21 protein-coding genes and 1 pseudogene are annotated in these 23,104 nt (G+C 56.5%); 10 read left to right on the plus strand and 12 right to left on the minus strand.

Annotation, left to right across the window (positions count from 1 at the left end; translation table 11 throughout):
• Positions 1-492: 492 nt before the first annotated feature.
• The 3 genes from leuA to KHU33_RS20325 all read left to right on the plus strand — a co-directional run bounded on the left by leuA (position 493) and on the right by KHU33_RS20325 (position 4,474).
• Positions 493-2,199 carry a 2-isopropylmalate synthase gene (gene leuA, locus KHU33_RS20315; RefSeq protein WP_211466261.1) on the plus strand — a complete coding sequence of 569 codons (1,707 nt, stop codon included), beginning with the start codon at positions 493-495 and terminating at the stop codon, positions 2,197-2,199.
• 291 nt (positions 2,200-2,490) lie between these two features.
• On the plus strand, positions 2,491-3,060 hold the full coding sequence (locus tag KHU33_RS20320) for a cytochrome b (RefSeq protein ID WP_329956095.1): 570 nt from the start codon (positions 2,491-2,493) through the stop codon (positions 3,058-3,060).
• Positions 3,061-3,160: 100 nt separating this feature from the next.
• A complete protein-coding gene (locus KHU33_RS20325; protein ID WP_211466263.1) occupies positions 3,161-4,474 on the plus strand; it encodes a class I SAM-dependent methyltransferase in 1,314 nt (437 codons plus the stop codon).
• 53 nt (positions 4,475-4,527) lie between these two features.
• Here KHU33_RS20325 and KHU33_RS20330 read toward each other — a convergent pair whose 3' ends face one another.
• A complete protein-coding gene (locus KHU33_RS20330) occupies positions 4,528-5,148 on the minus strand; it encodes a ParB-like protein (RefSeq protein WP_211466265.1) in 621 nt (206 codons plus the stop codon).
• Between the two features lie 320 nt (positions 5,149-5,468).
• Positions 5,469-6,086: an FMN-dependent NADH-azoreductase gene (locus tag KHU33_RS20335; protein WP_211466267.1), complete on the minus strand. Its 618-nt coding sequence runs from the start codon at positions 6,084-6,086 to the stop codon at positions 5,469-5,471.
• 188 nt (positions 6,087-6,274) lie between these two features.
• Here KHU33_RS20335 and KHU33_RS20340 point away from each other — a divergent pair, with 188 nt between their 5' ends.
• Positions 6,275-7,198, plus strand: coding sequence for a LysR substrate-binding domain-containing protein (locus KHU33_RS20340; protein ID WP_230414433.1), 924 nt, complete (start codon positions 6,275-6,277; stop codon positions 7,196-7,198).
• A gap of 1 nt (position 7,199) precedes the next feature.
• Here KHU33_RS20340 and egtB read toward each other — a convergent pair whose 3' ends face one another.
• A complete protein-coding gene (gene egtB, locus KHU33_RS20345) occupies positions 7,200-8,426 on the minus strand; it encodes an ergothioneine biosynthesis protein EgtB (protein ID WP_211466269.1) in 1,227 nt (408 codons plus the stop codon).
• 20 nt (positions 8,427-8,446) lie between these two features.
• Positions 8,447-9,424, minus strand: coding sequence for an L-histidine N(alpha)-methyltransferase (egtD, locus tag KHU33_RS20350; protein WP_211466271.1), 978 nt, complete (start codon positions 9,422-9,424; stop codon positions 8,447-8,449).
• Positions 9,425-9,820: 396 nt separating this feature from the next.
• Between egtD and KHU33_RS20355 the strand changes: the two genes are divergently transcribed.
• From KHU33_RS20355 to KHU33_RS20360, 3 genes are read left to right on the plus strand one after another with little or no spacing between them, the layout of a single operon-like run.
• The gene (locus KHU33_RS20355) at positions 9,821-11,617 is read left to right on the plus strand and encodes an ABC transporter transmembrane domain-containing protein (RefSeq protein ID WP_211466273.1); all 1,797 of its coding nucleotides are present in this window, start codon (positions 9,821-9,823) and stop codon (positions 11,615-11,617) included.
• 22 nt (positions 11,618-11,639) lie between these two features.
• Positions 11,640-11,750, plus strand: a complete 111-nt coding sequence (locus KHU33_RS26970) for an oxidoreductase (protein WP_456236955.1) — start codon at positions 11,640-11,642, stop codon at positions 11,748-11,750.
• A gap of 6 nt (positions 11,751-11,756) precedes the next feature.
• Positions 11,757-12,749 (plus strand): NADH:flavin oxidoreductase/NADH oxidase, encoded by a 993-nt coding sequence (locus KHU33_RS20360; protein ID WP_329956096.1) that lies wholly within the window; start codon positions 11,757-11,759, stop codon positions 12,747-12,749.
• Positions 12,750-12,830: 81 nt separating this feature from the next.
• On the opposite strand, the gene KHU33_RS20365 is transcribed toward KHU33_RS20360, so the two are convergent.
• Positions 12,831-13,778, minus strand: a complete 948-nt coding sequence (locus tag KHU33_RS20365) for a LysR family transcriptional regulator (protein WP_211466275.1) — start codon at positions 13,776-13,778, stop codon at positions 12,831-12,833.
• 218 nt (positions 13,779-13,996) lie between these two features.
• Here KHU33_RS20365 and KHU33_RS20370 point away from each other — a divergent pair, with 218 nt between their 5' ends.
• The 3 genes from KHU33_RS20370 (at position 13,997) to KHU33_RS20380 (ending at position 16,970) form a co-directional block, all read left to right on the plus strand.
• Positions 13,997-14,608, plus strand: coding sequence for a TetR/AcrR family transcriptional regulator (locus KHU33_RS20370; RefSeq protein WP_211466277.1), 612 nt, complete (start codon positions 13,997-13,999; stop codon positions 14,606-14,608).
• An 83-nt stretch (positions 14,609-14,691) separates the two neighbouring features.
• Positions 14,692-15,849 carry an iron-containing alcohol dehydrogenase gene (locus KHU33_RS20375; protein ID WP_211466279.1) on the plus strand — a complete coding sequence of 386 codons (1,158 nt, stop codon included), beginning with the start codon at positions 14,692-14,694 and terminating at the stop codon, positions 15,847-15,849.
• Positions 15,850-15,923: 74 nt separating this feature from the next.
• Positions 15,924-16,970 carry an NADP-dependent oxidoreductase gene (locus KHU33_RS20380; protein WP_211466281.1) on the plus strand — a complete coding sequence of 349 codons (1,047 nt, stop codon included), beginning with the start codon at positions 15,924-15,926 and terminating at the stop codon, positions 16,968-16,970.
• 196 nt (positions 16,971-17,166) lie between these two features.
• Here the strand turns inward: KHU33_RS20380 and upp are convergent, their stop codons facing one another.
• From upp to KHU33_RS20415, 7 genes and pseudogenes are all read right to left on the minus strand, one after another.
• Positions 17,167-17,817: a uracil phosphoribosyltransferase gene (gene upp, locus KHU33_RS20385; protein WP_211466283.1), complete on the minus strand. Its 651-nt coding sequence runs from the start codon at positions 17,815-17,817 to the stop codon at positions 17,167-17,169.
• Positions 17,818-17,924: 107 nt separating this feature from the next.
• Positions 17,925-18,332 (minus strand): MerR family transcriptional regulator, encoded by a 408-nt coding sequence (locus KHU33_RS20390; protein WP_211466285.1) that lies wholly within the window; start codon positions 18,330-18,332, stop codon positions 17,925-17,927.
• Positions 18,329-18,772, minus strand: coding sequence for an integration host factor subunit alpha (locus KHU33_RS20395; RefSeq protein WP_211466287.1), 444 nt, complete (start codon positions 18,770-18,772; stop codon positions 18,329-18,331). The genes KHU33_RS20390 and KHU33_RS20395 overlap by 4 nt, the downstream gene beginning before the upstream one ends.
• Before the next feature lie 114 nt (positions 18,773-18,886).
• Entirely contained in the window at positions 18,887-21,313 is a 2,427-nt protein-coding gene (gene pheT / locus KHU33_RS20400; protein WP_211466289.1) for a phenylalanine--tRNA ligase subunit beta, read from the minus strand.
• A 137-nt stretch (positions 21,314-21,450) separates the two neighbouring features.
• Positions 21,451-22,467, minus strand: a complete 1,017-nt coding sequence (pheS, locus tag KHU33_RS20405; protein WP_211466291.1) for a phenylalanine--tRNA ligase subunit alpha — start codon at positions 22,465-22,467, stop codon at positions 21,451-21,453.
• A 153-nt stretch (positions 22,468-22,620) separates the two neighbouring features.
• Complete coding sequence (gene rplT / locus KHU33_RS20410; protein WP_108439775.1) at positions 22,621-22,980, minus strand: 50S ribosomal protein L20; 360 nt, start codon at positions 22,978-22,980, stop codon at positions 22,621-22,623.
• A gap of 23 nt (positions 22,981-23,003) precedes the next feature.
• Positions 23,004-23,104: pseudogene (locus KHU33_RS20415) on the minus strand (50S ribosomal protein L35); the annotation flags it as partial.

A 23,104-nucleotide genomic window follows, 5' to 3' on the forward strand; every position in this document is an offset into this window, starting at 1 on the left:
TTATCGATATTTTTGGCCAGGCATCAAGCGGCGCTTGACAAGCCCTGACTTTATCTCTTACATTAAGTCCATGTTTTCCACCCGCATCCAATCCCGCTCTCTACCGCACATTGCTGGCACCCTGCCGGCAATGCTGCTAGTGCCGCTACTAGCGCTACTACGCGCACTATGATCTCGCCCCCGTTCTGACGGGGGACACCAGGCAACAACGCCTGACCAAGAAATCAACGGTAGTAAAACTGAGATTCAATAATGAATCTCGATTTTAAAGAGCAAGATTCCATGTACTCCAAGTCACTCTGCAATACTTTCTTCTGCTTTGGCAGCACGCTCATCGTCAAGCGTTTGCCAGCACTACCCCTGCTATCGCTACCGATCGGTTGCCTGGCCTCGCGTTAATTTCCGAGTGGCAGTCAGGCTACCTTTTCGCCACCGCAAAATCCCGTTTCATTTTTTATCAGCACATTTCACTAGCTCCCAGAGAGGCTTACCATGATGTTGCACAACCCCGCTGTCAAGTATCGTCCGTTCCCGCCGATTCCACTGAGTGATCGCACCTGGCCCAATCAAATTATCAGCGCTCCGCCGATCTGGATGAGCACCGATTTACGCGATGGCAATCAAGCCTTGATCGAACCGATGGACGCCGATCGCAAGCTGCGTTTCTTCAAGTTGCTGGTGAAGATCGGCCTCAAGGAAATCGAAGTCGGCTTTCCCTCCGGCTCGCAAACCGATTTCGATTTTGTCCGCAAACTGATTGAAGAAAACCACATTCCGGACGACGTCACCATCATCGTCTTGACCCAATCGCGCGAAGATCTGATCCGCCGCACCGTCGATTCGCTCAAGGATGCCAAACAAGCCATCGTCCATCTGTATAACCCGGTCGCTCCGGCCTGGCGCCGCATCGTGTTCGACAAGAGCCGCGAAGAAGTCAAGGAAATCGCCGTCTCCGGCACGCGCCTGATCAAGGAGTTGACCGACGCCCGCCCGGAAACCCAATGGCGTTACGAGTATTCGCCGGAAACCTTCAGCATGGCCGAGCTGGATTTCTCGAAAGAAGTCTGCGACGCCGTGGTTGAAGCCTGGCACGCCAGCCCGACGCGCAAAGTCATTCTCAATTTGCCGACCACGGTCGAATGCAGCACACCGAATGTATTTGCCGACCAGATCGAATGGATGCACCGCAACCTGGCCCGGCGCGACGCCGCCATCATCAGCGTCCATCCGCATAACGACCGCGGCACCGGCGTCGCCGCCGCCGAACTGGCTGTGATGGCCGGCGCCGACCGGGTTGAAGGCTGCCTGTTCGGCAATGGCGAACGCACCGGCAACGTCGACTTGGTGACCTTGGCTTTGAACCTGTACACCCAGGGCGTCAATCCGGGCCTCGATTTTTCCGACATCGACGAAGTGCGCCAATGCGTCGAAGACTGCAACCAGATTCCAGTCCATCCGCGCCATCCGTATGTCGGCGACCTGGTGTTTACCGCGTTCTCCGGCTCGCATCAGGATGCGATCAAGAAAGGCTTCGCCGCGCAAAAGGCCGACGCCATCTGGGAAATCCCCTACCTGCCTATCGATCCAGCCGATCTCGGCCGCAGCTACGACGCCGTGATCCGCGTCAACAGCCAGTCCGGCAAAGGCGGCATGGCTTATCTGCTGGAACAGGAATACGGTTTGGCCATGCCGCGCCGCCTGCAAATCGAGTTCAGCCGCGCGATCCAGAAAGCGGCCGATGCGACTGGCAAGGAAATTGCCGCCAGCGACATCTACAGCATCTTCAAGCAAGAGTATCTGGACCAGCAAACGCCGTATGTGTATCGCGGCCACCGCATGAGCGAAGATTCCAGCCAGGCGCAAGCGGTGAAGATCGAAATCGACATCATGCGCGACGGCCAGCCACAAACCTCAAGCGGTCATGGCAACGGCCCGATCGACGCCTTCGTCAATGCGCTGGGCTTGGATATCAAGCTGATGGATTTCCATGAACACGCGATCAGCGCCGGCGCCGATGCGCAAGCCGCCAGCTACATAGAACTGCGCCTCAACGACGCTCCCACCGGTTTCGGAGTCGGCATCGACGCCAATACGTTGACCGCATCGTTCAAGGCAATATTGAGCGCGGTGAACCGGCAAATTGAAATTGCCGGCAACGCGGCCAATCAGGAAATCGTCAGCAGCGCTGCGGCGGCCTAGTTTTACTTGATTGGCGTGGCGATCCCACGCCAATCATTTTGCATGCAACCTGGGTATTATCGTACTGCGGGCTTACATCAGGAATGCAGGACGCCAGCTAAAAGCTGATTCCTGCGCACTGCACATTGACCATGGTTGCCATAGGCAGCAGACGTAAAAATCTACCCTCACCGCCATTTTTGCAAGGCGTTTTTTTGACGTTGCGTCAGAATTTTCTATTCGCCTTGGCTGACCGAACATGCGTAAAATCCTGCCTGGAGGCTAGCGGCAATCCGCCTTGCCAGTACAACAATGATGTTTCACATTTTTCTCAAAAAAATGCAAACGATAAAAACTTCCACGTACTCCACGCCTGCGAAGACTTTTCACTGGCTGACCGTGCTTCTACTCGTGATCCAGTACTCTATCGGCTGGTTGATGCCGGATGTGCACCGCGATACTCAGCCAATCGGATTGATCAGCTGGCATTTGTCGATCGGTGCGCTGATCGTGTTGCTGGTTCTGCTACGGCTGTCATGGCGCTGGACGCACCCTACGCCACCAGAGCCGCAAATGCTGTCCCCGCGATTGAAGCGGATTGCACGAGTTACCCACTGGCTGCTTTACTTTCTGTTGCTTGCCTTCCCCTTAATGGGGTGGGCTAATGCATCGTCGCGTGGCTGGCCTGTATCATTGTTTGGCGTGCTGCCCTTGCCGCCACTGTCATCGAAGGGTGCGCAACTCGGCCATACGCTTGGCGATATGCACCAACTGTTTGCCTGGGTACTAATCGCCGTGGTCGCATTGCATGTTGCGGCCGCACTGTATCATCACTTCATCGTCAAAGACGACACTTTGCGGCGCATGCTGCCAGGGAATTAGCGCCCCCCGGCTGGATCGGGTGATTCCTGCATTGGCCGCGATCTTTGATGCCGCAATCCAAATTGTTTAGCAAGAAATCATTCCTCAGCCAGGTACCTACATGTCCGCCAACTATCTGCCAAAAGTACGGGATCAGTATGAATCCCTACCCTACCCTCCTTGCAATCCGAAAGACGAGAAAAAACAATTGGTAAGAACATGGTTAGAAAGCCTGCCCATGATCAACCACTATTGTTTTTCGGGAAAACAATCGTTTAGGAAGCAGTTTCGGGTCTTGGTAGCAGGCGGCGGAACTGGTGACGCAACAATTTATCTGGCCGAGCAATTGCGCGACACCGATGCTGAAATCGTACATTTGGATTTAAGCCAGGCAAGCATAGCGATTGCCCGGGAGCGGGCAGAAATAAGAGATTTAAAAAATATCACCTGGATCCAGGATTCGCTATTGAACCTGCCCCAACTTCAATTAGGCAAGTTCGATTACATCAACTGCAGTGGCGTCCTGCATCATCTTGAAAATCCTGATACTGGCTTGAAGATGCTGCGTGCCGTGCTCAAAGATACTGGAGCCATGGGCATCATGGTATATGCCACCCACGGCCGGATCGGCGTGTACCAAATGCAAGAGTTGATGCGTTTAGTCAATCACGATGAATCCGACGCAGACATCAAGATCGGCAATACTAAAGAGATCTTAAGCAGCTTGCCTGCTTCGAATTGGTTCAGGCGTGGCGAAGACCTGCACCATGACCATAAATTAGGCGACGCCGGCATCTACGATTTGCTGTTGCACTCTCAAGACCGAGCGTACACAGTGGGAGAACTGTATGACTGGATCCAGGATACGCATGGCCTTAACCTGGAGCTTACCGATGTTGGACGGGGACGTTCGCCATACCTTCCACATATGGTCTTAGGTAAAAAGCCGCCAAAGAATCTGGATACCATTAAGCAGCAAGCAAGCCGAAAACAATATGAAATGGGCGAGCTGCTGATTGGCAACGTCATCACCCATTCATTTTATGTTACCCGGTCGGAAGCTTGTAAAGCGCCGTACGGCGACGCTGATTACGTTCCGTTTTTTTATCACGAACCGCTAACCGGCCCGCTGCTGGCGCAGGTGTTTAGTACAAACAAGGGGCGCCCTTTCGCTCTTAACCATCAGCATTCAGGAGTTGGGCTGATGGTAAACCCGGGGAAATATGGAGCAAGAATTTTGCGTCATGTTGACGGCAAGAATACCTTCCAGCAGATTTTCGACACCATCAGGGCGGAACCGGAATTTAGTCACGCAGCTCCGAGCAATCAGGATTTCTTCGCCGATTTCTTTGAATCGTTCGATACGCTGAATGCATTGGAGCGGCTATTATTGCGGCACGTTTCGATTGATCCAGGCAGCAGCGAAAGAACATGAAGCACTGTTCCAGCCGCATTGCGCCGATCGCCGCGCAATTATTTCATTTCAATCTAGGCGCCTGCTACTTGACCGCTCCAACCTGGCAAATGCGCAGCTGCCTGACTGTGCGCAAGCTGCAACGCTTCCGCCAAGGCTTGGCTCTGCTGATTCTTAATCATCTTGACTGAAATACGACGACGGAAGAAATCCGCCCACAAAAATTCGGCAAACGGCTGCTGGTCTTTCGGGAATCCTCCCGCCTGCCGCACCTCTCCCGCAAGACTGCGATAGGGATCATCGACCAATTCGGTGATTTTTTTGGGTATTGCATCGAAACCGCATCGTTGGCCCTTGGCGTCGTACGGATGTACCCATTGGTTGTGATCCATGACCACCCAAAATTCATCGATATTTAATGCGCTTAAATCTTTAAGCATGATCAGCTTTGCAGTTTTTAGGCCTTCGTCAATCAAAGACAGGCCCAAATGATGATGATCAACGATGTAATAGTGATCTTTGGGACCGAGCACTCCGGGAAAGCAATGGTTTTCCAAATAGGTCTGGCGATTTTCGGCTGTGAGTTTTTCCCAGGATAATCGCTTTTTCTCTACCTCGGCTAATCCCACCGTGATTTGTGTTGGGCGAAGCGATTTTAAAGAGACTTCAAGCAAATGCGGGTGGCGTGTGTGCATAATTTTTCCCGTTCAAGTAACGTTAAAATGACAGGAGCAACTATACAACATGACGGTCGGTTCACAACGTAGACAAACTTTATGAGTTGATCAGATTACGCTGTCGATGCTCGAAAAACCCAAACGCACCAATGCGTGCCGCGCATCCGGCTGCATGACGTCGCTGGCGGCCGCAAGATTACTCTGAACCTGGATGCCAGAACAGGCTGGAAAATGAAAAGATGCCGGCCGCCTCTGCTTGACCGGCATCGTTGGAAAGCGCAGCTATGCTGCCACGCATTACCTCTACCAAATAGCGGTTTTTATTCAAACCTAGCCAATCAGGCCATTGCTACGGCGCTGGTCAGATCGCCGATACGTGCACGAGCCGTCGCAAAGCCGGCTTCTTTCGCTTCAGGACCATAGTTCAGGCCGTCGGCGCGAACCACTTCGATCTCGGTGATGCCGAGGAAACCAAACACCAGTTTCAGATACTCTTCATGGGCGATGCCGGTAGGGCCGCCTGCATGCTTGCCGCCGGTGGTCGAGACGATCACGACGCGCTTGCCCTTGGCCAGGCCTTCCGGGCCTTTTTCGCTATAGCGGAAAGTAACGCCGGCGACACAAATCTGGTCGATCCAGGCCTTGAGCTGGGTCGGCACGGTGAAGTTGTACATGGGCGCGCCCAGCACGATCACATCGGCCGCCAGGAATTCGTTGAGAATCGCTTCGTTCAATTCCACTTCCAGCTTTTGCGACAGATTGCGTTTTTCCGCAGGCGTGCCCTTGGCAGCAAACGTGGCGCCGGACAAATGGGCGGTGACGTCTTTGCTGAGGTCGCGGTAAGTCAGTTCAAGATCGGAATCCGCCGCTTGCAGCGTTGCCACCACTTCGCGGGTCAATTGGCGCGAAGCCGAAGCGTCGCCGAGGATGCTGGAGTCGATATGTAAGAGTTTCATGATATATGCCGTTCGATTAAATTAAGAATGGGTCAAAATCTATAGCGATCCGTATATCCCGATGCCAAAAGAGTTTGATTTACCTGGTTACCTGAACCATTGGACGCATGCTACCCCCTCATCGATAATAGAACTAGATAGCAAAAACAAGATATATTGTTCCACATACAGAACAATGGATAACTCTCATGCAAGATTTAAACGACCTGTATTTCTTCGCTAACGTGGTGCAGGAAGGCGGTTTCACGGCTGCCGGCCGCAGCCTGGGCATCCCCAAATCGCGCTTGTCCAGGCGCATATCGGAATTGGAAAGCCGCTTGGGCGCTCGCTTGCTGCAACGCAACACACGCGGCATCGCCTTGACTGACCTCGGCAACCGCTACTACCAGCATTGCCAGGTGGTGATTGCCGCGGCAGAAGCGGCTGAACTGGCGGTCACCAGCTCACTGGCGGAGCCGAGCGGCACGGTAAGGGTAACTTGCGTGGTGCCGATTGCGCAGTCCGAGGTAGCCACGGCGTTGCCGGCTTTTCTGGAGCGCTACCCGAAAGTGAATATCGATTTGCTGTTCACCAACCGCCGCGTCAATCTGCTGGAAGAAGGCGTCGATGTGGCGGTACGGGTAAGAGCCGCCGATGACGAAGATCCCAATCTGGCCACCCGGCGGCTGCGCGCCGCCTCCGGCGTGCTGGTGGCGACGCCGGAACTGATGTCCAGATACCCGGTGCCACATCATCCGCGCGACTTGGCGAAACTGCCCTTCCTGGGCGCCGCCGAACGCGACCGCCGGATCCATCTTCTGCTCGACGGCCCGAATAAAGAACGCTACGAACTGGTGGCGGAACCGAGATTGGCGGTGGAAGATTTTGCGCTACGCAAGCGGGTGGCGCTGCGCGGCCTTGGTTTAACCATGCTGCCGACCGAATATTGCGCCGACGAGCTGGCACAAGGCACGCTGATGCATGTTTTGCGTGACTGGACCATGCCGGCCGGCCATGTGCAAGTGGTCTATCCGACCCAGAGAGGTTTGTTGCCGGCAGTACGCGTGTTTGTTGATTTCTTGATCGAACATCTAAGCAAGCCGCAAACCTATATTGATGCTGTTCCGCGCTGATTCAGGAACGCGCCAGGCGAATCCCGCTGAACTGCCAGCGCGCAGTTGCCGGAAAAAAGTTGCGATAACTCAGGCGCGCATGGCCGTCAGGCGTGGCGGACGAGGAGCCCCGCAATACATACTGATTCACCATGAACTTGCCGTTGTATTCACCCACCGCGCCGGGCAAGGCGACATAGCCGGGATATGGCGCATAACTGCTAGTGGTCCATTGCCAGGCTACGCCAAAATAGTCAGCTCCTTGGCCTGCCCCATGATCCGCTCCCTGAGCGGCCGCCGCGCATTCCCATTCCGCTTCGCTAGGCAAGCGCGCGCCAGCCCAGCGCGCATAAGCCTCCGCCTCAAAAAAGGAAAGATGGATGACCGCCTCATGCAAGGCCAGCGGCTGCAGGCCGTGCAAGGTAAATTCGCGCCAGGCTGAGTCGAACTGCGCATACGCTGCTTGCCAATAGAGTGGCCGCGTCAATTTCTGCTGCTGCACCCACTCCCAGCCCGCAGCCAGCCACAACAGAGGATTCCGGTAGCCGCCGTCCTCGACAAAAGCCAGATACTCGCCGTTGCTGACCAGCCGCGACGCCATGGAAAAGGGCTCGACAAACTGCCGGTGACGCGGCGTTTCATTATCGAAGAAAAAGCCCTGCCCGGCATGCCCGATCTCGACCACGCCGGCTGCGAATGGCTGCCATGACAAGGCTGTCGCCGCGGCGGTGCTATCGCTCGCTTCCGCCATCGCATTGGACGCCAGATAGGGAGGAAGCAAGGGATTCATTGCCAGCAAATGCTTGATATCGGTCAGCAACAACTCCTGATGCTGCTGCTCATGCTGCAATCCAAGTTCGACCAGCGCCGACAATTGCTGCGCCTGGTCTGGCGCCAGCGTTTGCGCCAGCAACGCCAGCAGCCGTTGATCGACATTCTGCCGATACGCTTGCACTTCCGCCAGCGAGGGCCGGCTCAGCAAGCCGCGCTGCGCGCGCGGGTGCTGCTCGCCTACGCCGTCATAATACGAATTGAACAGAATCCGGAAGGCTGGATGAAACGGCTGGAAGTTGGTTTCAAACCGTTCCAGGATGAAGGTTTCAAAAAACCAGGTGGTATGCGCCAGATGCCATTTCGCCGGGCTGGCGTCAGGCATCGATTGCACGCAGCAGTCTTCCGCCGACAGCGGCTGCACCAACTTGCCGGTCTGAGTGCGGATCGTGGAAAAAACCTTTGCCAGCTTGTGCATCGCACTCCTGTCTGCGTTTTTTAGGCCGCCTGGGCATGGCAAACCATGAACCAGTTGTGCGGATCACACCAGGTCTGCACTTTGCCGAATCCGGTTTGTTGCAGCATCTCGATAAATCCTTGCCGGGTGTACTTATAACTGCTTTCGGTATGGATGGTCTCGCCCCGCGCAAAGTGCCGCATGCCGCCCTGCTGCCAATGGACGGTGAGTTCGTCCCTGGCTTCCAGATGCATTTCTATGCGATGTTGCTCGCTATTGTAGAAAGCCCGATGACGCCAGTCACGCGGATCGAAATCGGCATCCAGCAAGCGGTTCAGATGATGCAGCAGATTCAGGTTGAATGCTGCGGTGACGCCCAGCGAATCATCGTAGGCGGCGTCCAGGATCGCCTTGTCCTTGACCAGGTCGACCCCGATCAGCAGGCCGCCGCTGCTGTCGCTACCACTACCGCCGGCGATAGCCTTGCGAATCCGGCGCAGGAACATTAATGCCTCCAGCGGCGCAAAATTACCTATCGATGATCCCGGATAGAAAAACTGCCGGCCCTCCATCTCTAGCGTCGCCGGCAGTTCCAGCTCGGCAGAAAAATCCATGCCAAGGCAAGTCATCTTAATCTGGGGAAACTGCTGTTGCAGCGCGCTCACCGCTTCCTCCAGGAACTGCACCGAAATATCGATCGCCACATATTGTTTGGGCCGCAGGCTCGGGAACAGTCCTGCCGCTTTGCTGCAATTGCCCGCGCCCAGATCGATCAGGATCGCATCGGCGCCGACGGCGCCGGCAATCTGCTGCGCATGGAGTGCAAAGATCGCCGCTTCGGTACGGGTTGGATAATACTCAGGCAGTTCGCAAATTGCTGCAAACAGGCGTGAACCGAGAACGTCGTAGAGATATTTGGGAGAGGTATGTGCGTGCGCCGCCAGCAGGCCGGCCGCCAGTTGCTGCTGGATCTCGCCTTGCGCCAGGCGGTTTTTCGCTGCTTGCGGCAATTGAGCCAAAGGATTCTCCTGAGATGGCAATCATTGAAATTACTCATTCAACTACGGGAATTCAGGTTCGCCCCACCGAGATCCTGCGCTATCGCGCAACATCCACTACACTAGCAAACTGCTTTCAGAGCTAAGCATGCTGTACAAAGTATATCGATATTCGATTAAGGGTTGAAGTTCCCTTTCAAGAGAATGTGTATCTAGTCGATCTATAGCCGATCTGCAGCCGATCTCTTTACCAATTGCAATACAAATGCATAAAATATTGGCACAAACACATTTTCCCGCGGAGCCCTGTCTTTGTATTAGCGTTGCTAGACGCGAACTTGCTGAATCTTGCTGAATCTTGCTGAATCTTGCTGAATCTTGCTGTAATTTGCGCTGTCCCCCCCATTGCTTACCGACATGACAACCATATCTTCCAAAGAACCTGAAAAACGCGGTCTGGGCACGCTCATTGGGCTGCTCCCCTTCCTGGCCCCGTATAAGCGGCAGTTTGTGATGGCCAGCCTGGCCCTGCTGGTGGCAGCCGGCGCCACCCTGGCGATTCCTTATGCCTTCCGGCAGATGATCGATCTTGGCTTCAGCACCGGCGGCGTCCAGGGCGCCAATCATATTGACCTGTATTTCCTGGCCTTGTTCGGCGTCGCCTGTGTATTGGGCGTGGCTACCGCCGCGCGTTTCTACATGGTGTCCTGGCTTGGCGAACGGGTCACGGCCGACCTGCGCAGCGCGGTCTATTCGCACGTTGTCATGCAAAGCCCGCAGTTCTTTGAAACCACCAAGACTGGCGAGGTGCTGTCGCGCATCACCACCGACACCACCTTGATCCAGGCCCTGGTCGGCACCAGCATTTCGATGGCCTTGCGCAACGCCCTGCTGTTTACCGGCGGCATGATCATGTTGTTCATCACCAGCGTCAAGCTGAGCGCGATCATCCTGGTCATGCTGGCGCTGGTGGTGCTGCCGATAGTCTGGTACGGCCGCCGCGTGCGCAAGCTGTCGCGCGCATCGCAGGACCGGGTTGCCGATGCGTCGGCGATGGCTGGCGAGATCCTGAATGCGATGCCGACCGTGCAGGCCTTCACCCACGAGAATATTGAAGCGCAGCGTTTCGACATCTCGATTGAAAATGCGTTCGGCACGGCGATGGAGCGCATACGTGCGCGTTCCCTGCTGACCATGATGGCCATCCTGCTGGTGTTCGGCGCCATCGTGTTTGTGCTCTGGCTGGGCGCTCACGCCGTGGTCCAGGGCCGCATGAGCGGCGGCGAACTCGGCCAGTTTATCTTGTACGCCGCCTTGCTGGCCGGCTCCATCGGCGCCCTGGCCGAAGTCCTGGGCGATGCCCAGCGCGCCGCCGGCGCTACCGAGCGGCTGCTGGAATTGCTGGCGGCGCAGTCGCCGGTGCAATCCGTGCTGCTGCCGGATACGCTGCCGCCGCGCACCGCCCAAGGTGCGTCGCTCGCCTTGGAAAACATCAGCTTCCGTTATCCGTCACGCCCTGAGAGCGCGGCCCTGTCCGGTCTGTCGCTAGACATCCGGCCAGGTGAAACCGTCGCCGTAGTCGGCCCTTCGGGCGCCGGCAAGACCACCCTGTTCCAGCTGCTGCTGCGCTTCTACGATCCGCAGCACGGCAGCATCAAGCTCGATGGCGTGGACATCAGATATCTCGATCTGCACACCCTGCGCAATGCTATCGGCATCGTGCCGCAAGACACCATCATTTTCTCGGCCAATGCGATGGAAAACATTCGCTACGGCCGGGTCGGCGCCAGCGACGCCGACGTCATCGCGGCGGCAAAAATGGCCGCCGCCCACGAATTCATCGAACGCTTGCCGGAAGGCTACCTGGCCTTCCTCGGCGAGCGCGGCGTGCGTTTGTCCGGCGGCCAGCGGCAGCGCATTGCGATTGCCCGCGCACTGCTGAAAAACCCGCCGCTGTTGCTGCTGGACGAAGCTACCAGCGCGCTCGACGCCGAGTCTGAACGTGCAGTACAGGGTGCGCTGGAAGCGGCGATGGTCGGCCGCACTACCCTGGTCATCGCCCATCGCCTGGCCACCGTCCAACGCGCCGATCGCATCATCGTGCTGGAACACGGCCATATAGTCGAAACCGGTACTCATACCGAACTGGTCGCGCAAAACGGTTTGTACGCAAGTCTGGCGGCATTGCAGTTCAATGGACTGGTCGACGCATAAACCAAGCTACAGGAAAACCGATATGACCTCTTTATTTTCCCCGCTGAAATTACGCGGCGTAACGCTGGCGAACCGGATCGCGGTCGCCCCCATGTGCCAATACTCGGCGCAAGACGGCTTCGCCAATGACTGACATCTGGTGCATTTGGGCAGCCGCGCGGTTGGCGGCGCCGGCCTGATCATCTTTGAAGCCAGCGCGGTGCTGCCGCAGGGCCGCATTTCACCGCAGGATCTCGGCATCTGGAAAGATGAACATATCGCGCCGCTACGCCGCATCACGCACTTTATCGAGCAGCAAGGGGTGGTGGCCGGCATCCAGCTCGCGCATGCCGGCCGCAAGGCCAGCGTCTGGCGTCCTTGGGAAGAACAGCAAGGCCGTGTCGATCCCAGCCAGGGCGGCTGGCAAACCGTGGGGCCGTCGGCAATTCCGTTTGACGCCAGCTATACCACGCCCAGCGCGCTCGCCATCGACGGCATCAAAGCCGTCGTCAAGGCCTTTGCCGATGCCGCAGTGCGCGCTCATCAAGCCGGTTTCAAGGTAGTCGAAATCCACGCAGCGCATGGCTATCTGCTGCACCAGTTCCTGTCGCCGATCAGTAATCACCGGAGCGACCAGTACGGCGGCTCGTTTGAAAATCGCGCACGCCTGGCGCTGGAGGTGGTAGCTGCAGTGCGCCAGGTCTGGCCGGAGCAGCTGCCGCTGCTGGTGCGCCTGTCGGCCACGGACTGGATTGACGGCGGCTGGAATGTCGATGAAACGGTTGCCTTGAGCCGTCTGTTGCGTGAGGCTGGAGTGGACCTGATCGACGTCTCCAGCGGCGGCAATATCGCTGCCGCCACCATCCCGGTGGGGCCCGGCTACCAGACCCAGTTCGCGGCCAGAGTCAAACATGAGGCCGGCATCGCCTGCGGCACGGTCGGCATGATTACCGATCCCGGCCAGGCCGAGCATGTACTGCGTACCGAACAAGCCGATCTGGTGCTGATGGCGCGCGAGCTATTGCGCGATCCTTACTGGCCGCTGCACGCAGCCGACGCCCTGCACGATGTCACCTCATGGCCGCCGCAATACATGCGCGCAACTTCACGCAAATCGCCGCAGCGGCCGAGCGTCGATTACGGCGAAAATTGAAGTAACCGCTGTGAAATAACGACTTAGCGCCAGGCTCGCTTCTGTAAGCTATTGCAGGATTTATGAAGCGGGCTGTTGCATCTATTTGGGCTGTTTAGTGCCCGACTTGCCCAGCTCGGCCGACACTTCGGCGATCAGGCGCCGCAGCCACACCACATCCGGCGCCACATGCGAACGCGCATGCCACAGCATGTAAAAGCGCATCTTCGGCATATCGAAGGGCAGCGTAAACATGCCGATCGGCCAATCCTCGATAATGTGCTCGGCAAATTGCCGGCCGGTGGTAAAAATCAAATCCGATTTCGCCAGCACATGCGGCACCAGCGCAAAATATGGAATCGTCACCTGCACGTTACGCTTCAAGCCTTGTTCGGCCAGGGCGGCGTCGATGCCGCTGCGATGTCCTTCGATGTAAGGTGTCGGCGCCAGATGCGGCATTTCCAGATAATATTTCAGGGTCAAGCCCTTCTTGGCTACCGGATGATCGCGATGCATCATGCACACCACGTCGTCATCGAACAATTGCGCCAGATGCAGATGCTCGGGCGGATCAGGCCAGTTGCCGATCACCAGGTCAAAACGGCCATTTTCCAGGGCGTTGGCGTAGTCGAGATTGGCGTCCAGCGCATGCACCATCAGGCTGGCGCCAGGCGCGCGCCGGCGCAACTGCTCGATGATGGATGGGATCAGCAGCATGTTCAAGTAGTCAGGCGTGGCGATGTGAAATACCCGCGCCGTGCTGTCGGCTTCAAAAGCCGCGACCGGCGCCGCGATTCTCTCGATGACCTCTAATCCCTGTTTCGCCAGCGCCAGCAACTCCTGCCCGCGTTCGGTAGGCACCATGCCGGTTTTGCCGCGTACCAGGATGGCGTCGCCGGTCAGCTCGCGCAAACGCTTGAGCGTATTGCTGATGGTCGGCTGCGATTGCCCTAGCTTGATGGCGGTGCGCGACACGCTTTTTTCCACCAGCAAAGTGTGCAAAACGCGTAGCAAGTAGGTATCCAGATGGTGGTTGGTACGGGATGTCATGGGCGGCGCTAAAGTTGGAAGAGGGATGCGAACGTTCAGACAAGAAAATTGCACAATAAACCTTATTAGCATAACGGATATGCATAAGCATGGGTAGCCGCCGCAAAAGCATGACAGGCGCGACCTCAGGTATCGAATCGAAATGACTTCGAGATTACGCAGACGCAAAAATCAAACAATTAGACGACCGGTCTAATTTAAGCTAGAATAAACAAATTATGAGAGCAAAATACGACACCACCAAACGCCATATCCTGGACGCCGGACAAAAAATCATTGCCGTCAAAGGATTCTCCGGCGTCGGACTCAGTGAAATCTTGAGTGCGGCGGCGATACCCAAGGGCTCCTTCTATCACTACTTCGGATCGAAGGAACAATACGGCCAGGAGTTGATGCAGCAATATGTCGACGACTACCGGCAGGCGCTGGAACAAGTCCTGCAAATCGCGGTAAAACCGGCGCAAGAACCCGCTCGCGAACGGTTGCTGCGTTACTGGAGCCACTGGCGTGACACACAATCCGGCGCAGAAGCGATGGACAAATGCCTGGTGGTCAAGCTCAGCGCCGAAGTCGCCGACTTATCGGACGACATGCGCCAGGTCCTGTGCGAAGGCACACGGCAAGTGATGGCCAGGCTGGCCGATTGCATCGCCGAAGGGATCGCCGACGGCTCTTTGCGAGGCGAACTGGAACCGCAAAAAACCGCGCAAATGCTTTATCAGCTATGGCTGGGCGCCAGCCTTCTTGGCAAACTCCAGCGTGACCGCAGCGCCCTCGAAAACGCCATGGACATTACCTTAAATATCCTGGCGCCACCGGCATCAAGCTAAAGCTCGCACATCAAGTTCGCACATCAAGCACGCACATTTTTACCGCTCGATTCATCGAGCACCCCACTTCCCAAGGAACCCACATGCTGAATTTTGAATTCTACAATCCTACCAAGATCGTCTTCGGCCGCGACACCATCGCCAAACTGGACCATCTGGTGCCGCACAACGCCCGTGTACTGATTCTGTACGGCGGCTCCAGCGCCCAGAAAACCGGCACCCTGGCTGAAGTCAAAACGGCGCTCGGCAAGCGCGAGATCCATGAGTTCGGCGGCATCGAGCCCAATCCAAGTTATGAAACATTGATGCAGGCGGTGGCGCAAGTGCGCGCCGAGAACATCGATTTCCTGCTGGCGGTGGGCGGCGGCTCGGTGATCGACGGCACCAAGTTTGTCGCCGCTGCGGCAAATTTCGATGGCGAGCCATGGGACATCGCAGTCAAGCGCGGCGCCAACATCCGCAGCGCCCTGCCCTTCGGCAGCGTGCTGACCTTGCCGGCGACCGGTTCGGAAATGAATAACGGCGGCGTCGTCACCCGCAAATCGATACAAGCCAAGCTGGCGTTCCACAGTCCGCTGGTATTCCCGCAATTTTCGATTCTCGATCCGAGCAAGACTTTCACGCTGCCGCCACGGCAGATTGCCAACGGCGTGGTCGATGCTTTTGTCCACACCGTCGAGCAATACCTGACTTATCCGGTGCAAGGCCAGGTGCAAGATCGTTTTGCCGAAGGATTGCTGCTGAGCCTGATCGAAACCGGCCCGCGCGTGCTGGCCGAGCCGAACGACTACGACGCCCGCGCCAACCTGATGTGGGTAGCCACCCTGGCGCTCAACGGCCTGATCGGCGCCGGCGTGCCGCAAGACTGGGCCACCCATATGCTGGGCCATGAGCTGACCGCGCAATACGATATCGACCACGCCCGTACATTAGCCATCGTGCTGCCGTCGTTGCTGTCGGTCAGACGCGAAAGCAAGCGCGCCAAGCTGCTGCAATACGCCGAACGCGTCTGGCAAATCACCGAGGGCAATGAAGATGCGCGTATCGACCTGGCGATCCAGCGCACCCGCGATTTCTTCGAAAGCCTGGGCATCAAGACCCGCCTATCGGACTATGAACTGGGCCAGGATGCCGTCAATACCGTACTCGAACAATTGGACAAACACGGCATGACGGCGCTGGGCGAGCATCAGGACCATACTCTGGCTGTCAGCCGCACTATCCTCGAAGCAGCCTTGTGAATTTGAAACTTCACTGATTTCGACCATGCCAGCAGACCATCGCTGGCACTCGTTCCACCGAAGGAGTCGCCAACATGTCGCAAAGTCAAACCCAGAGCAAGACAATTAACCGTCGCTTCTTACTGGCCTCGCGCCCGCACGGCGCGCCGACTCCGGATAACTTCAAGCTCGATCAAAGTCCGGTGCCGGTACCGGCCGCCGGTGAACTGCTGTTGCGTACCGTCTACCTGTCGCTTGATCCCTATATGCGCGGCCGCATGAGCGACGCGCCATCGTATGCAGCGCCAGTCGCCGTCGGTGAAGTCATGGTCGGCGGCACCGTGTCGCGTGTTGAAGTTTCCGAGCATGCCGACTACAAAGCCGGCGACCTGGTCCTCAGCTATAGCGGCTGGCAGGATTACGCGCTGTCAGACGGCAAAGGCCTGACCAAGCTTGACGCCAAGCTGGGCAAACCGTCTTACGCCTTAGGCTTGCTTGGCATGCCAGGCTTCACCGCCTACATGGGCCTGCTCGACATCGGCCAGCCGAAAGCCGGCGAGACAGTAGCGGTAGCCGCGGCAACCGGCGCCGTCGGCTCGGTAGTCGGGCAGATTGCCAAGCTCAAGGGCTGCCGTGTAGTCGGCATCGCAGGCGGCGCCGACAAGTGCAAGTACGCCGTAGAAGAATTGGGTTTTGATGCCTGCATCGACCATCGCGCCGCCGACTTCCCGCAGCAACTCGCAGCCGCTTGCAACAAGGGCATCGACGTCTATTTTGAAAACGTCGGCGGCGCGGTATTCGATGCCGTATTGCCGTTGCTGAATACACGCGCCCGCGTACCCCTATGCGGCTTGATCGCCAACTACAACGCCACCGGCAAACCGCAAGGACCCGACCACCTGCCAGGACTGATGCGCAATATGCTGACCCGCCGCATCAAGATGCAAGGCTTCATCATCTTTGACGACTACGGTCATCGATACATGGAGTTCTTCAAAGAGATGAGCGGCTGGATCCTGGCCGGAAAAATGAAATACCGGGAAGACATCGTCGACGGACTGGAGAACGCGCCGCAAGCCTTCATCGGCCTGCTCGAAGGCAAGAACTTCGGCAAGCTGGTGATACGCGCCGGCGACGAATAAGGACAGTTGCTCTCAACTGCGCGGGGTTGTTTTTGACGTTGCTGTTGACGTGAATTCCGCATTGGGACGTTGCCAAATGTGGCGGCTGCCATTCGGATAAAGAGGGAAGACATGTAAAGAGCCGCAGGCGAGTTGGTCTTTCCTCCCGAATGGCAGTTGACGCATTTGTTCAGCTAACTCGAACTTCTCGTCGAACTTATTTGGTGCCGAAGATACGATCGCCGGCGTCCCCCAACCCAGGAACAATATACGCATGCTCATTCAGATGCGAATCCAGCCCCGCCACATACAACTTGACCCCAGGATGCGCATCCTGAAACACCTGCACCCCCTCCGGCGCAGCCACCAGCGCCAGGAAAATGATTTGATCGTCGCTGACACCGCGCTTCTTCAGCACGTCAACCGCATGAACCGCCGAATTACCCGTCGCCACCATCGGATCGCACACGATAAAGATCCGCTCCGCCAGATCCGGCAAACGCACCAGATATTCAACCGGCTGATGCGTATCAGGATCGCGATACACCCCGATATGCCCGACCCGCGCCGACGGCACCAGATCCAGCAAGCCATCGCTCATGCCTATTCCCGCACGTAACACCGGCACCACCGCCAGCTTGCGGCCGGCAATCACCGGCGCCTCCATGCTTTGCATCGGCGTCTCGATGTGTTGCGTGGTCAAGGGCAGATCGCGCGTGATTTCATAACCCATCAACAGCGTGATCTCACGCAGCAACTGACGGAATGTGCGGGTCGATGTTTCCTTGCTCCGCATGTGCGTCAGCTTATGCTGAATCAGGGGGTGGTTAAGAATGAAAAGGTTGGGAAAACGTGGGTCGCTGAGCATGATCGGAGAGTAAGAAAAATAGGCCGATGAAGAACAGGCAAGGTGATAGCCTGGCTCGACATCCCAAATAGAAAAAGGGGGATTTCTCTCCCTCGTTTCGTCAACATTTATTCAACAGTTTGCTCTACCTTCGGTATCAGCAAATCCAGTATCTGTTCCAGTTCGCGACGCACTTCGACCAGATCGACTTCGCTTTGCTTAGCCTCGACGGCAGGCTCGGCCTCGGCTGCACCGCCGAGGCGGCCATCGAGCTTGTTGCGGGCACCGCTAATGGTAAAACCATGCTCATACAATAATTCGCGGATGCGGCGAATCAACAGCACCTCGTGATGCTGGTAATAGCGACGATTGCCACGTCGTTTGACAGGCTTAAGCTGAGTGAACTCCTGCTCCCAGTAACGCAGCACATGCGGCTTGACGCCGCACAGCTCGCTCACTTCGCCTATGGTGAAATAACGCTTGGCCGGAATCGGCGGTAACACGACAAGCTCGGACTTACTAATGCGATCGTTCATGAATTAGCTGGGAGAGCGGCGGCAAACTGTTGGATAGGCTGGACTGGTTGCAGGCTTGCGGCCTCAACCATGCCCTTGAGTTTCTGACTGGCGTGAAAAGTCACCACGCGACGCGCAGTGATAGGAATTTCTTCCCCGGTTTTAGGATTCCGGCCTGGGCGCTGCGGTTTGTCGCGTAACTGGAAATTGCCGAAACCCGATAATTTCACCGATTCGCCGCGTTCCAGCGCATCCCGGATTTCATCGAAAAACGTTTCAACCATATCCTTGGCTTCACGCTTGTTGAGGCCAACCTGTTCAAACAAAAGTTCAGCCAGTTCCGCCTTGGTCAATGTCGGCAAATTCTTTTCTGCCTGCGAACGAGCTTGCGCTTCACGCATCGCCCGATTCAGATCGGCGTCCAGAACGGATTCAAATTCTACTGTCTGCATATCGTTCATTCTGTTGTTACGCCCCTGTTTTTTTGGGATTTCTGCTGCCGGCGCGGTTGCCGGCATTTTGCTGCAGATTTTATTGTCACGAGAGCCACTTAATACAAATCAAGTACGTACAAATCAAGTGCGCAATTTTGCTGTTGGCACCTTGCTGACAGCAGCGATCAAAGCCGCCATCGCGGCCTCTACGGTGTCATCTTGAAGGGTGTTTTCAGTATCTTGCAAGGTAAAACGGAAAGCAAGACTTTTTTCGTCATTCTCCAGTCCTTTTCCATGATATTCATCAAATAAAACAATGGCTTGCAGAATCCGGCAAGCTGGATTACATTGCTGCTCGACAACAAAAACATCCAGTAAAGTTTGCGCATAAATTGCTTGTTTTACCACCACCGCAAGATCACGCACCACGGCTGGAAATTTCGAAATTTCAACATAAGCCGGCACTTGCCGTTGCTGCAATGCCAAGCCGTCGACTTCGAACAAAACCGGCGCCAATGGCAGTTCATATTTCTGTTGCAGACGCGGATGCAACTCACCGATAAAACCGACTACCTGGTCATCCAGCAGCACTTGCGCCGAGCGGCCGGGATGCAGCGCCGGGTGCTCGATTTTGGCGAAACGCAAAGTCGCAGGTGCGAACAAGGCTTCCAGATCCGCCTTCACATCGAAGAAATCGACAGTACGGCTTGCCTGGCCCCATTGCTCGTCGGCTTGCGGGCCGTAAGCCAAGCCAGCTATGCGCTTAGGCTGCGCGAACCCCGCTACTTCCAGCGGGCCGTCCTGGACTTCCTGATTACGCATGTAGACGGCGCCGGTTTCAAAAATCCGGATCCGGTTCAACTTGCGGTTGAGATTGTATTTGACGTTGGCGATCAAGCTGCCAATCAGCGTCGAACGCATCACACCCATCTGGCTGGCAATCGGGTTGAGCACCTTGATCGGCGCGAGATTGCCTGCGAAATCGGCTTCCCAGGCTTCTTCGACGAAGCTGAAATTGATCACTTCCTGATAATCCAGATCGGCCAGCTGACGACGAATCGTAAACAGTGAGCGCTGGTTTTCCGGCGCAATATACATGGCGTTGGGCGCCACTGGCGGCAAGGCCGGGATATTTTCAAAGCCGTAGACGCGCGCGATTTCTTCGATCAGATCTTCTTCGATCTCGATATCGAAACGGTACGATGGCGGTGTTACCGAAAACACGCCGTTCTCTTGCGTGAACGCCAGGCCCAGACGCGTGAAGATATCGGCGATCTGGCTATCCGACAAAGGCACGCCTATCACCTTGATTGCGCGTGCCGTGCGCAGCTTGACCGGATCGCGTTTTGGCAGATTGACGCTTTGATCGTCGATCGGACCGACCTGAGTCTCAGGCATGCCGCAAATTTCAATCAACAGAGCGGTGATGCGCTCGATGTGTTCAACCGTGGTTGCGAAATCGACGCCGCGCTCGAAGCGATGGCCGGCGTCGGTCGAGAAGTTGAAGCGGCGGGCGCGGCCCTGTATCGCTTGCGGCCACCAGAATGCAGCCTCCAGATAAATATTCTGCGTTTCCAGCGAGACCGCCGTGGCGTCGCCGCCCATGATGCCGGCCAGCGATTCGATTTGGCGATCATCGGAAATCACGCCGATCCAGTCGTCAACGCTAACGGTATTACCGTTCAACAGTTTCAGCGATTCACCTGGCTTGCCCCAACGGACATCGAGGCCGCCGTGGATCTTGTCCAGATCGAACACGTGCGTTGGACGGCCCAGTTCCAGCATCACGTAGTTGGAAATATCCACCAAGGCCGAGATCGGACGCTGGCCGCTGCGTTCCAGGCGCTGCTTCATCCATTGCGGCGTAGCGGCCTTGGCGTTCAAGCCGCGGATCACGCGGCCGGAGAAGCGACCGCACAAATCCGGCGCGGAAATCTTGACCGGCAACGTTTCTGTGATGGTCGCAGCGACAGTCTTGAATACCGGCTGCTTCAGCGGCGTGCCGGTGAGCGCCGATACTTCGCGCGCCACACCCAGCACCGACAGACAATCCGCCTTGTTCGGCGTCAGCTTGATGGTGAATTTAAGATCGTTCAGTTGGTAATAATCGCGGAAATTCTGGCCGACCGGCGCATCTTCAGGCAATTCCAGCAAGCCGCCTTGGTCTTCCGATAATTTCAGTTCGCGTGCCGAGCACAGCATGCCTTGCGATTCGACGCCGCGCAATTGGCCGAGCTTGATCTCGAACGGCTGGCCATCCGCACCCGGCGGCAGGATTGCGCCGACCATCGCGCAAGGCACCTTGAGGCCGGGCCGCACATTCGGTGCGCCGCACACAATATTGAGCATGCTGCCGGCGCCGACGTCGACCTGGCACACGTTCAACCGATCGGCATTCGGATGCTTGGCAGTCTCGACCACCAGGCCGACCACGATATTGGTAAAGGGCGGCGCAACCGGCTCGACCTCTTCCACTTCGAGACCTGACATGGTCAGCAGATGGGACAATTCGTCCGAAGTCATCTTCGGATCGACCATGGAACGCAGCCAGCTTTCAGAGAATTGCATAGGTAAAACCTTCAAAAACCTTTAGTCACAGAAGCAAGGAACGCTGGATTATCGGACACGATGGCAAATCAATCTCAGCGTCTTCGGCGTGGAGCTCGCTGCAAAAAATCAGCGCAACTCACGGCTTAATTCACAGCTTAATTAAATTGTTTCAGGAAGCGCAAATCGCCTTCATAGAACAAGCGCAGATCGTTGATGCCGTAACGTAGCATCGTCAAGCGTTCGATACCGGAACCGAAGGCGAAACCGATGAACTGTTCCGGATCCAGCCCCATGTTGCGCACCACGTTCGGATGCACCTGGCCGGCGCCGGACACTTCCAGCCAGCGCCCTTTCAACGGCCCGCTGCCGAAGGCGATATCGATCTCGGCCGATGGTTCGGTGAACGGGAAATAGGACGGACGGAAACGCACTTGCAAATCGTCGGTTTCAAAGAACGCCTTGACGAAATTCAGGTAGACGCCCTTGAGGTCGGCGAAACTGATGTCTTCGGCAATCCACAAGCCTTCGACCTGATGGAACATCGGCGAATGGGTGGCGTCGCTGTCGACGCGGTAGGTACGCCCTGGGGCGATGACCTTGATCGGCGGCTGGTTCATGCGCGCATAACGCACCTGCATCGGGCTGGTATGCGTGCGCAGCAGCAACTGCTTGCCTTCGCTATCCTTGCCATCGATATAGAAGGTGTCCTGCATCGAGCGCGCCGGATGATTTTCCGGGCTGTTCAATGCGGTAAAGTTGGTCCAGTCGGTTTCGATTTCGGGGCCGTCGGCCACATCGAAACCGATCGAACGGAAAATTTCTTCGATCCGCTGCCACGAGCGCATCACCGGATGAATGCCGCCGACGCCACGGCCGCGGCCCGGCAAGGTGACATCGATCGCTTCCGCATTCAGACGCTCTTGCATCTGCGCGTTGGCCAGTGCGTCACGGCGCGCATTCAGCGCAGCTTCGATCTGCTCTTTGGCGTGATTGATGACTGCGCCCTGGACTTTGCGCTCATCCGGCGCCAGCTTGCCCAGCCCCTTCATCTGCTCGGTGATCTGACCGGTCTTGCCGAGATACTTGGCCTTGGCATTTTCCAGCGCGGCGGCGTCGACAGCGGCAGTGAAATCAGCTTGGGCTTGCGTTACTAGTTGTTCTAGGGAGTTCATGCAGTTTTCCTGCTCCAATGAAGCCGAAATACGCCAATCAACTAAAAAGACTGGCGGTTAAAAACACAAACGGGGCACAAGGTGTTGACCTCTGCCCCGCTCGGGATTGCCACGCTGCATTTTACGCAGCGGCGGCAAAACTACGTAATGAACTTACGCAGCGATGTTGGCCTTGACTTGATTGACAATCGCAGCAAACGCTGGCTTGTCCATCACTGCCATATCAGCCAGAACCTTACGGTCCAGTTCGATCGAAGCACGCTTCAGACCGTTCATGAATACGCTGTAGGTAACGCCATGCTCACGCGAAGCGGCGTTGATACGGGCGATCCACAATGCACGGAATACGCGCTTCTTGTTACGACGGTCACGGTACGCGTATTGACCGGCGCGCATGACTGCTTGCTTGGCAACACGGTAGACTTTACTGCGGCGACCGCGGTAACCCTTGGCAAGGGCGAGAACTTTTTTATGACGGGCACGAGCTGTAACCCCACGTTTTACTCTAGGCATAATAACTCCTTAATAGTGTGAGGTTAAGCGGTTGGCAACATACGGGTCACGGAAGCCATGTTTGTTTCATGGACACCGACGGAACCGCGCAATTGACGTTTGTTTTTGGTTGTTTTCTTGGTCA

It is taken from the genome of Collimonas silvisoli (assembly GCF_018305005.1).
In the GTDB taxonomy this organism is placed as follows: domain Bacteria; phylum Pseudomonadota; class Gammaproteobacteria; order Burkholderiales; family Burkholderiaceae_D; genus Collimonas; species Collimonas silvisoli.

Coding starts and splice junctions, on each gene's coding strand:
- KHU33_RS20375 (WP_211466279.1), top strand. CDS start 14,692: ATGCTGAATTTTGAATTCTACAATCCTACCAAGATCGTCTTCGGCCGC.
- KHU33_RS20340 (WP_230414433.1), top strand. CDS start 6,275: ATGCAAGATTTAAACGACCTGTATTTCTTCGCTAACGTGGTGCAGGAA.
- KHU33_RS20370 (WP_211466277.1), top strand. CDS start 13,997: ATGAGAGCAAAATACGACACCACCAAACGCCATATCCTGGACGCCGGA.
- KHU33_RS20390 (WP_211466285.1), bottom strand. CDS start 18,332: ATGAACGATCGCATTAGTAAGTCCGAGCTTGTCGTGTTACCGCCGATT.
- egtB (WP_211466269.1), bottom strand. CDS start 8,426: ATGCACAAGCTGGCAAAGGTTTTTTCCACGATCCGCACTCAGACCGGC.
- leuA (WP_211466261.1), top strand. CDS start 493: ATGATGTTGCACAACCCCGCTGTCAAGTATCGTCCGTTCCCGCCGATT.
- pheT (WP_211466289.1), bottom strand. CDS start 21,313: ATGCAATTCTCTGAAAGCTGGCTGCGTTCCATGGTCGATCCGAAGATG.
- KHU33_RS20355 (WP_211466273.1), top strand. CDS start 9,821: ATGACAACCATATCTTCCAAAGAACCTGAAAAACGCGGTCTGGGCACG.
- KHU33_RS20365 (WP_211466275.1), bottom strand. CDS start 13,778: ATGACATCCCGTACCAACCACCATCTGGATACCTACTTGCTACGCGTT.
- pheS (WP_211466291.1), bottom strand. CDS start 22,467: ATGAACTCCCTAGAACAACTAGTAACGCAAGCCCAAGCTGATTTCACT.
- KHU33_RS20380 (WP_211466281.1), top strand. CDS start 15,924: ATGTCGCAAAGTCAAACCCAGAGCAAGACAATTAACCGTCGCTTCTTA.
- KHU33_RS20395 (WP_211466287.1), bottom strand. CDS start 18,772: ATGAACGATATGCAGACAGTAGAATTTGAATCCGTTCTGGACGCCGAT.
- rplT (WP_108439775.1), bottom strand. CDS start 22,980: ATGCCTAGAGTAAAACGTGGGGTTACAGCTCGTGCCCGTCATAAAAAA.
- upp (WP_211466283.1), bottom strand. CDS start 17,817: ATGCTCAGCGACCCACGTTTTCCCAACCTTTTCATTCTTAACCACCCC.
- KHU33_RS26970 (WP_456236955.1), top strand. CDS start 11,640: ATGACCTCTTTATTTTCCCCGCTGAAATTACGCGGCGTAACGCTGGCG.
- KHU33_RS20335 (WP_211466267.1), bottom strand. CDS start 6,086: ATGAAACTCTTACATATCGACTCCAGCATCCTCGGCGACGCTTCGGCT.
- KHU33_RS20325 (WP_211466263.1), top strand. CDS start 3,161: ATGTCCGCCAACTATCTGCCAAAAGTACGGGATCAGTATGAATCCCTA.
- KHU33_RS20330 (WP_211466265.1), bottom strand. CDS start 5,148: ATGCACACACGCCACCCGCATTTGCTTGAAGTCTCTTTAAAATCGCTT.
- KHU33_RS20320 (WP_329956095.1), top strand. CDS start 2,491: ATGATGTTTCACATTTTTCTCAAAAAAATGCAAACGATAAAAACTTCC.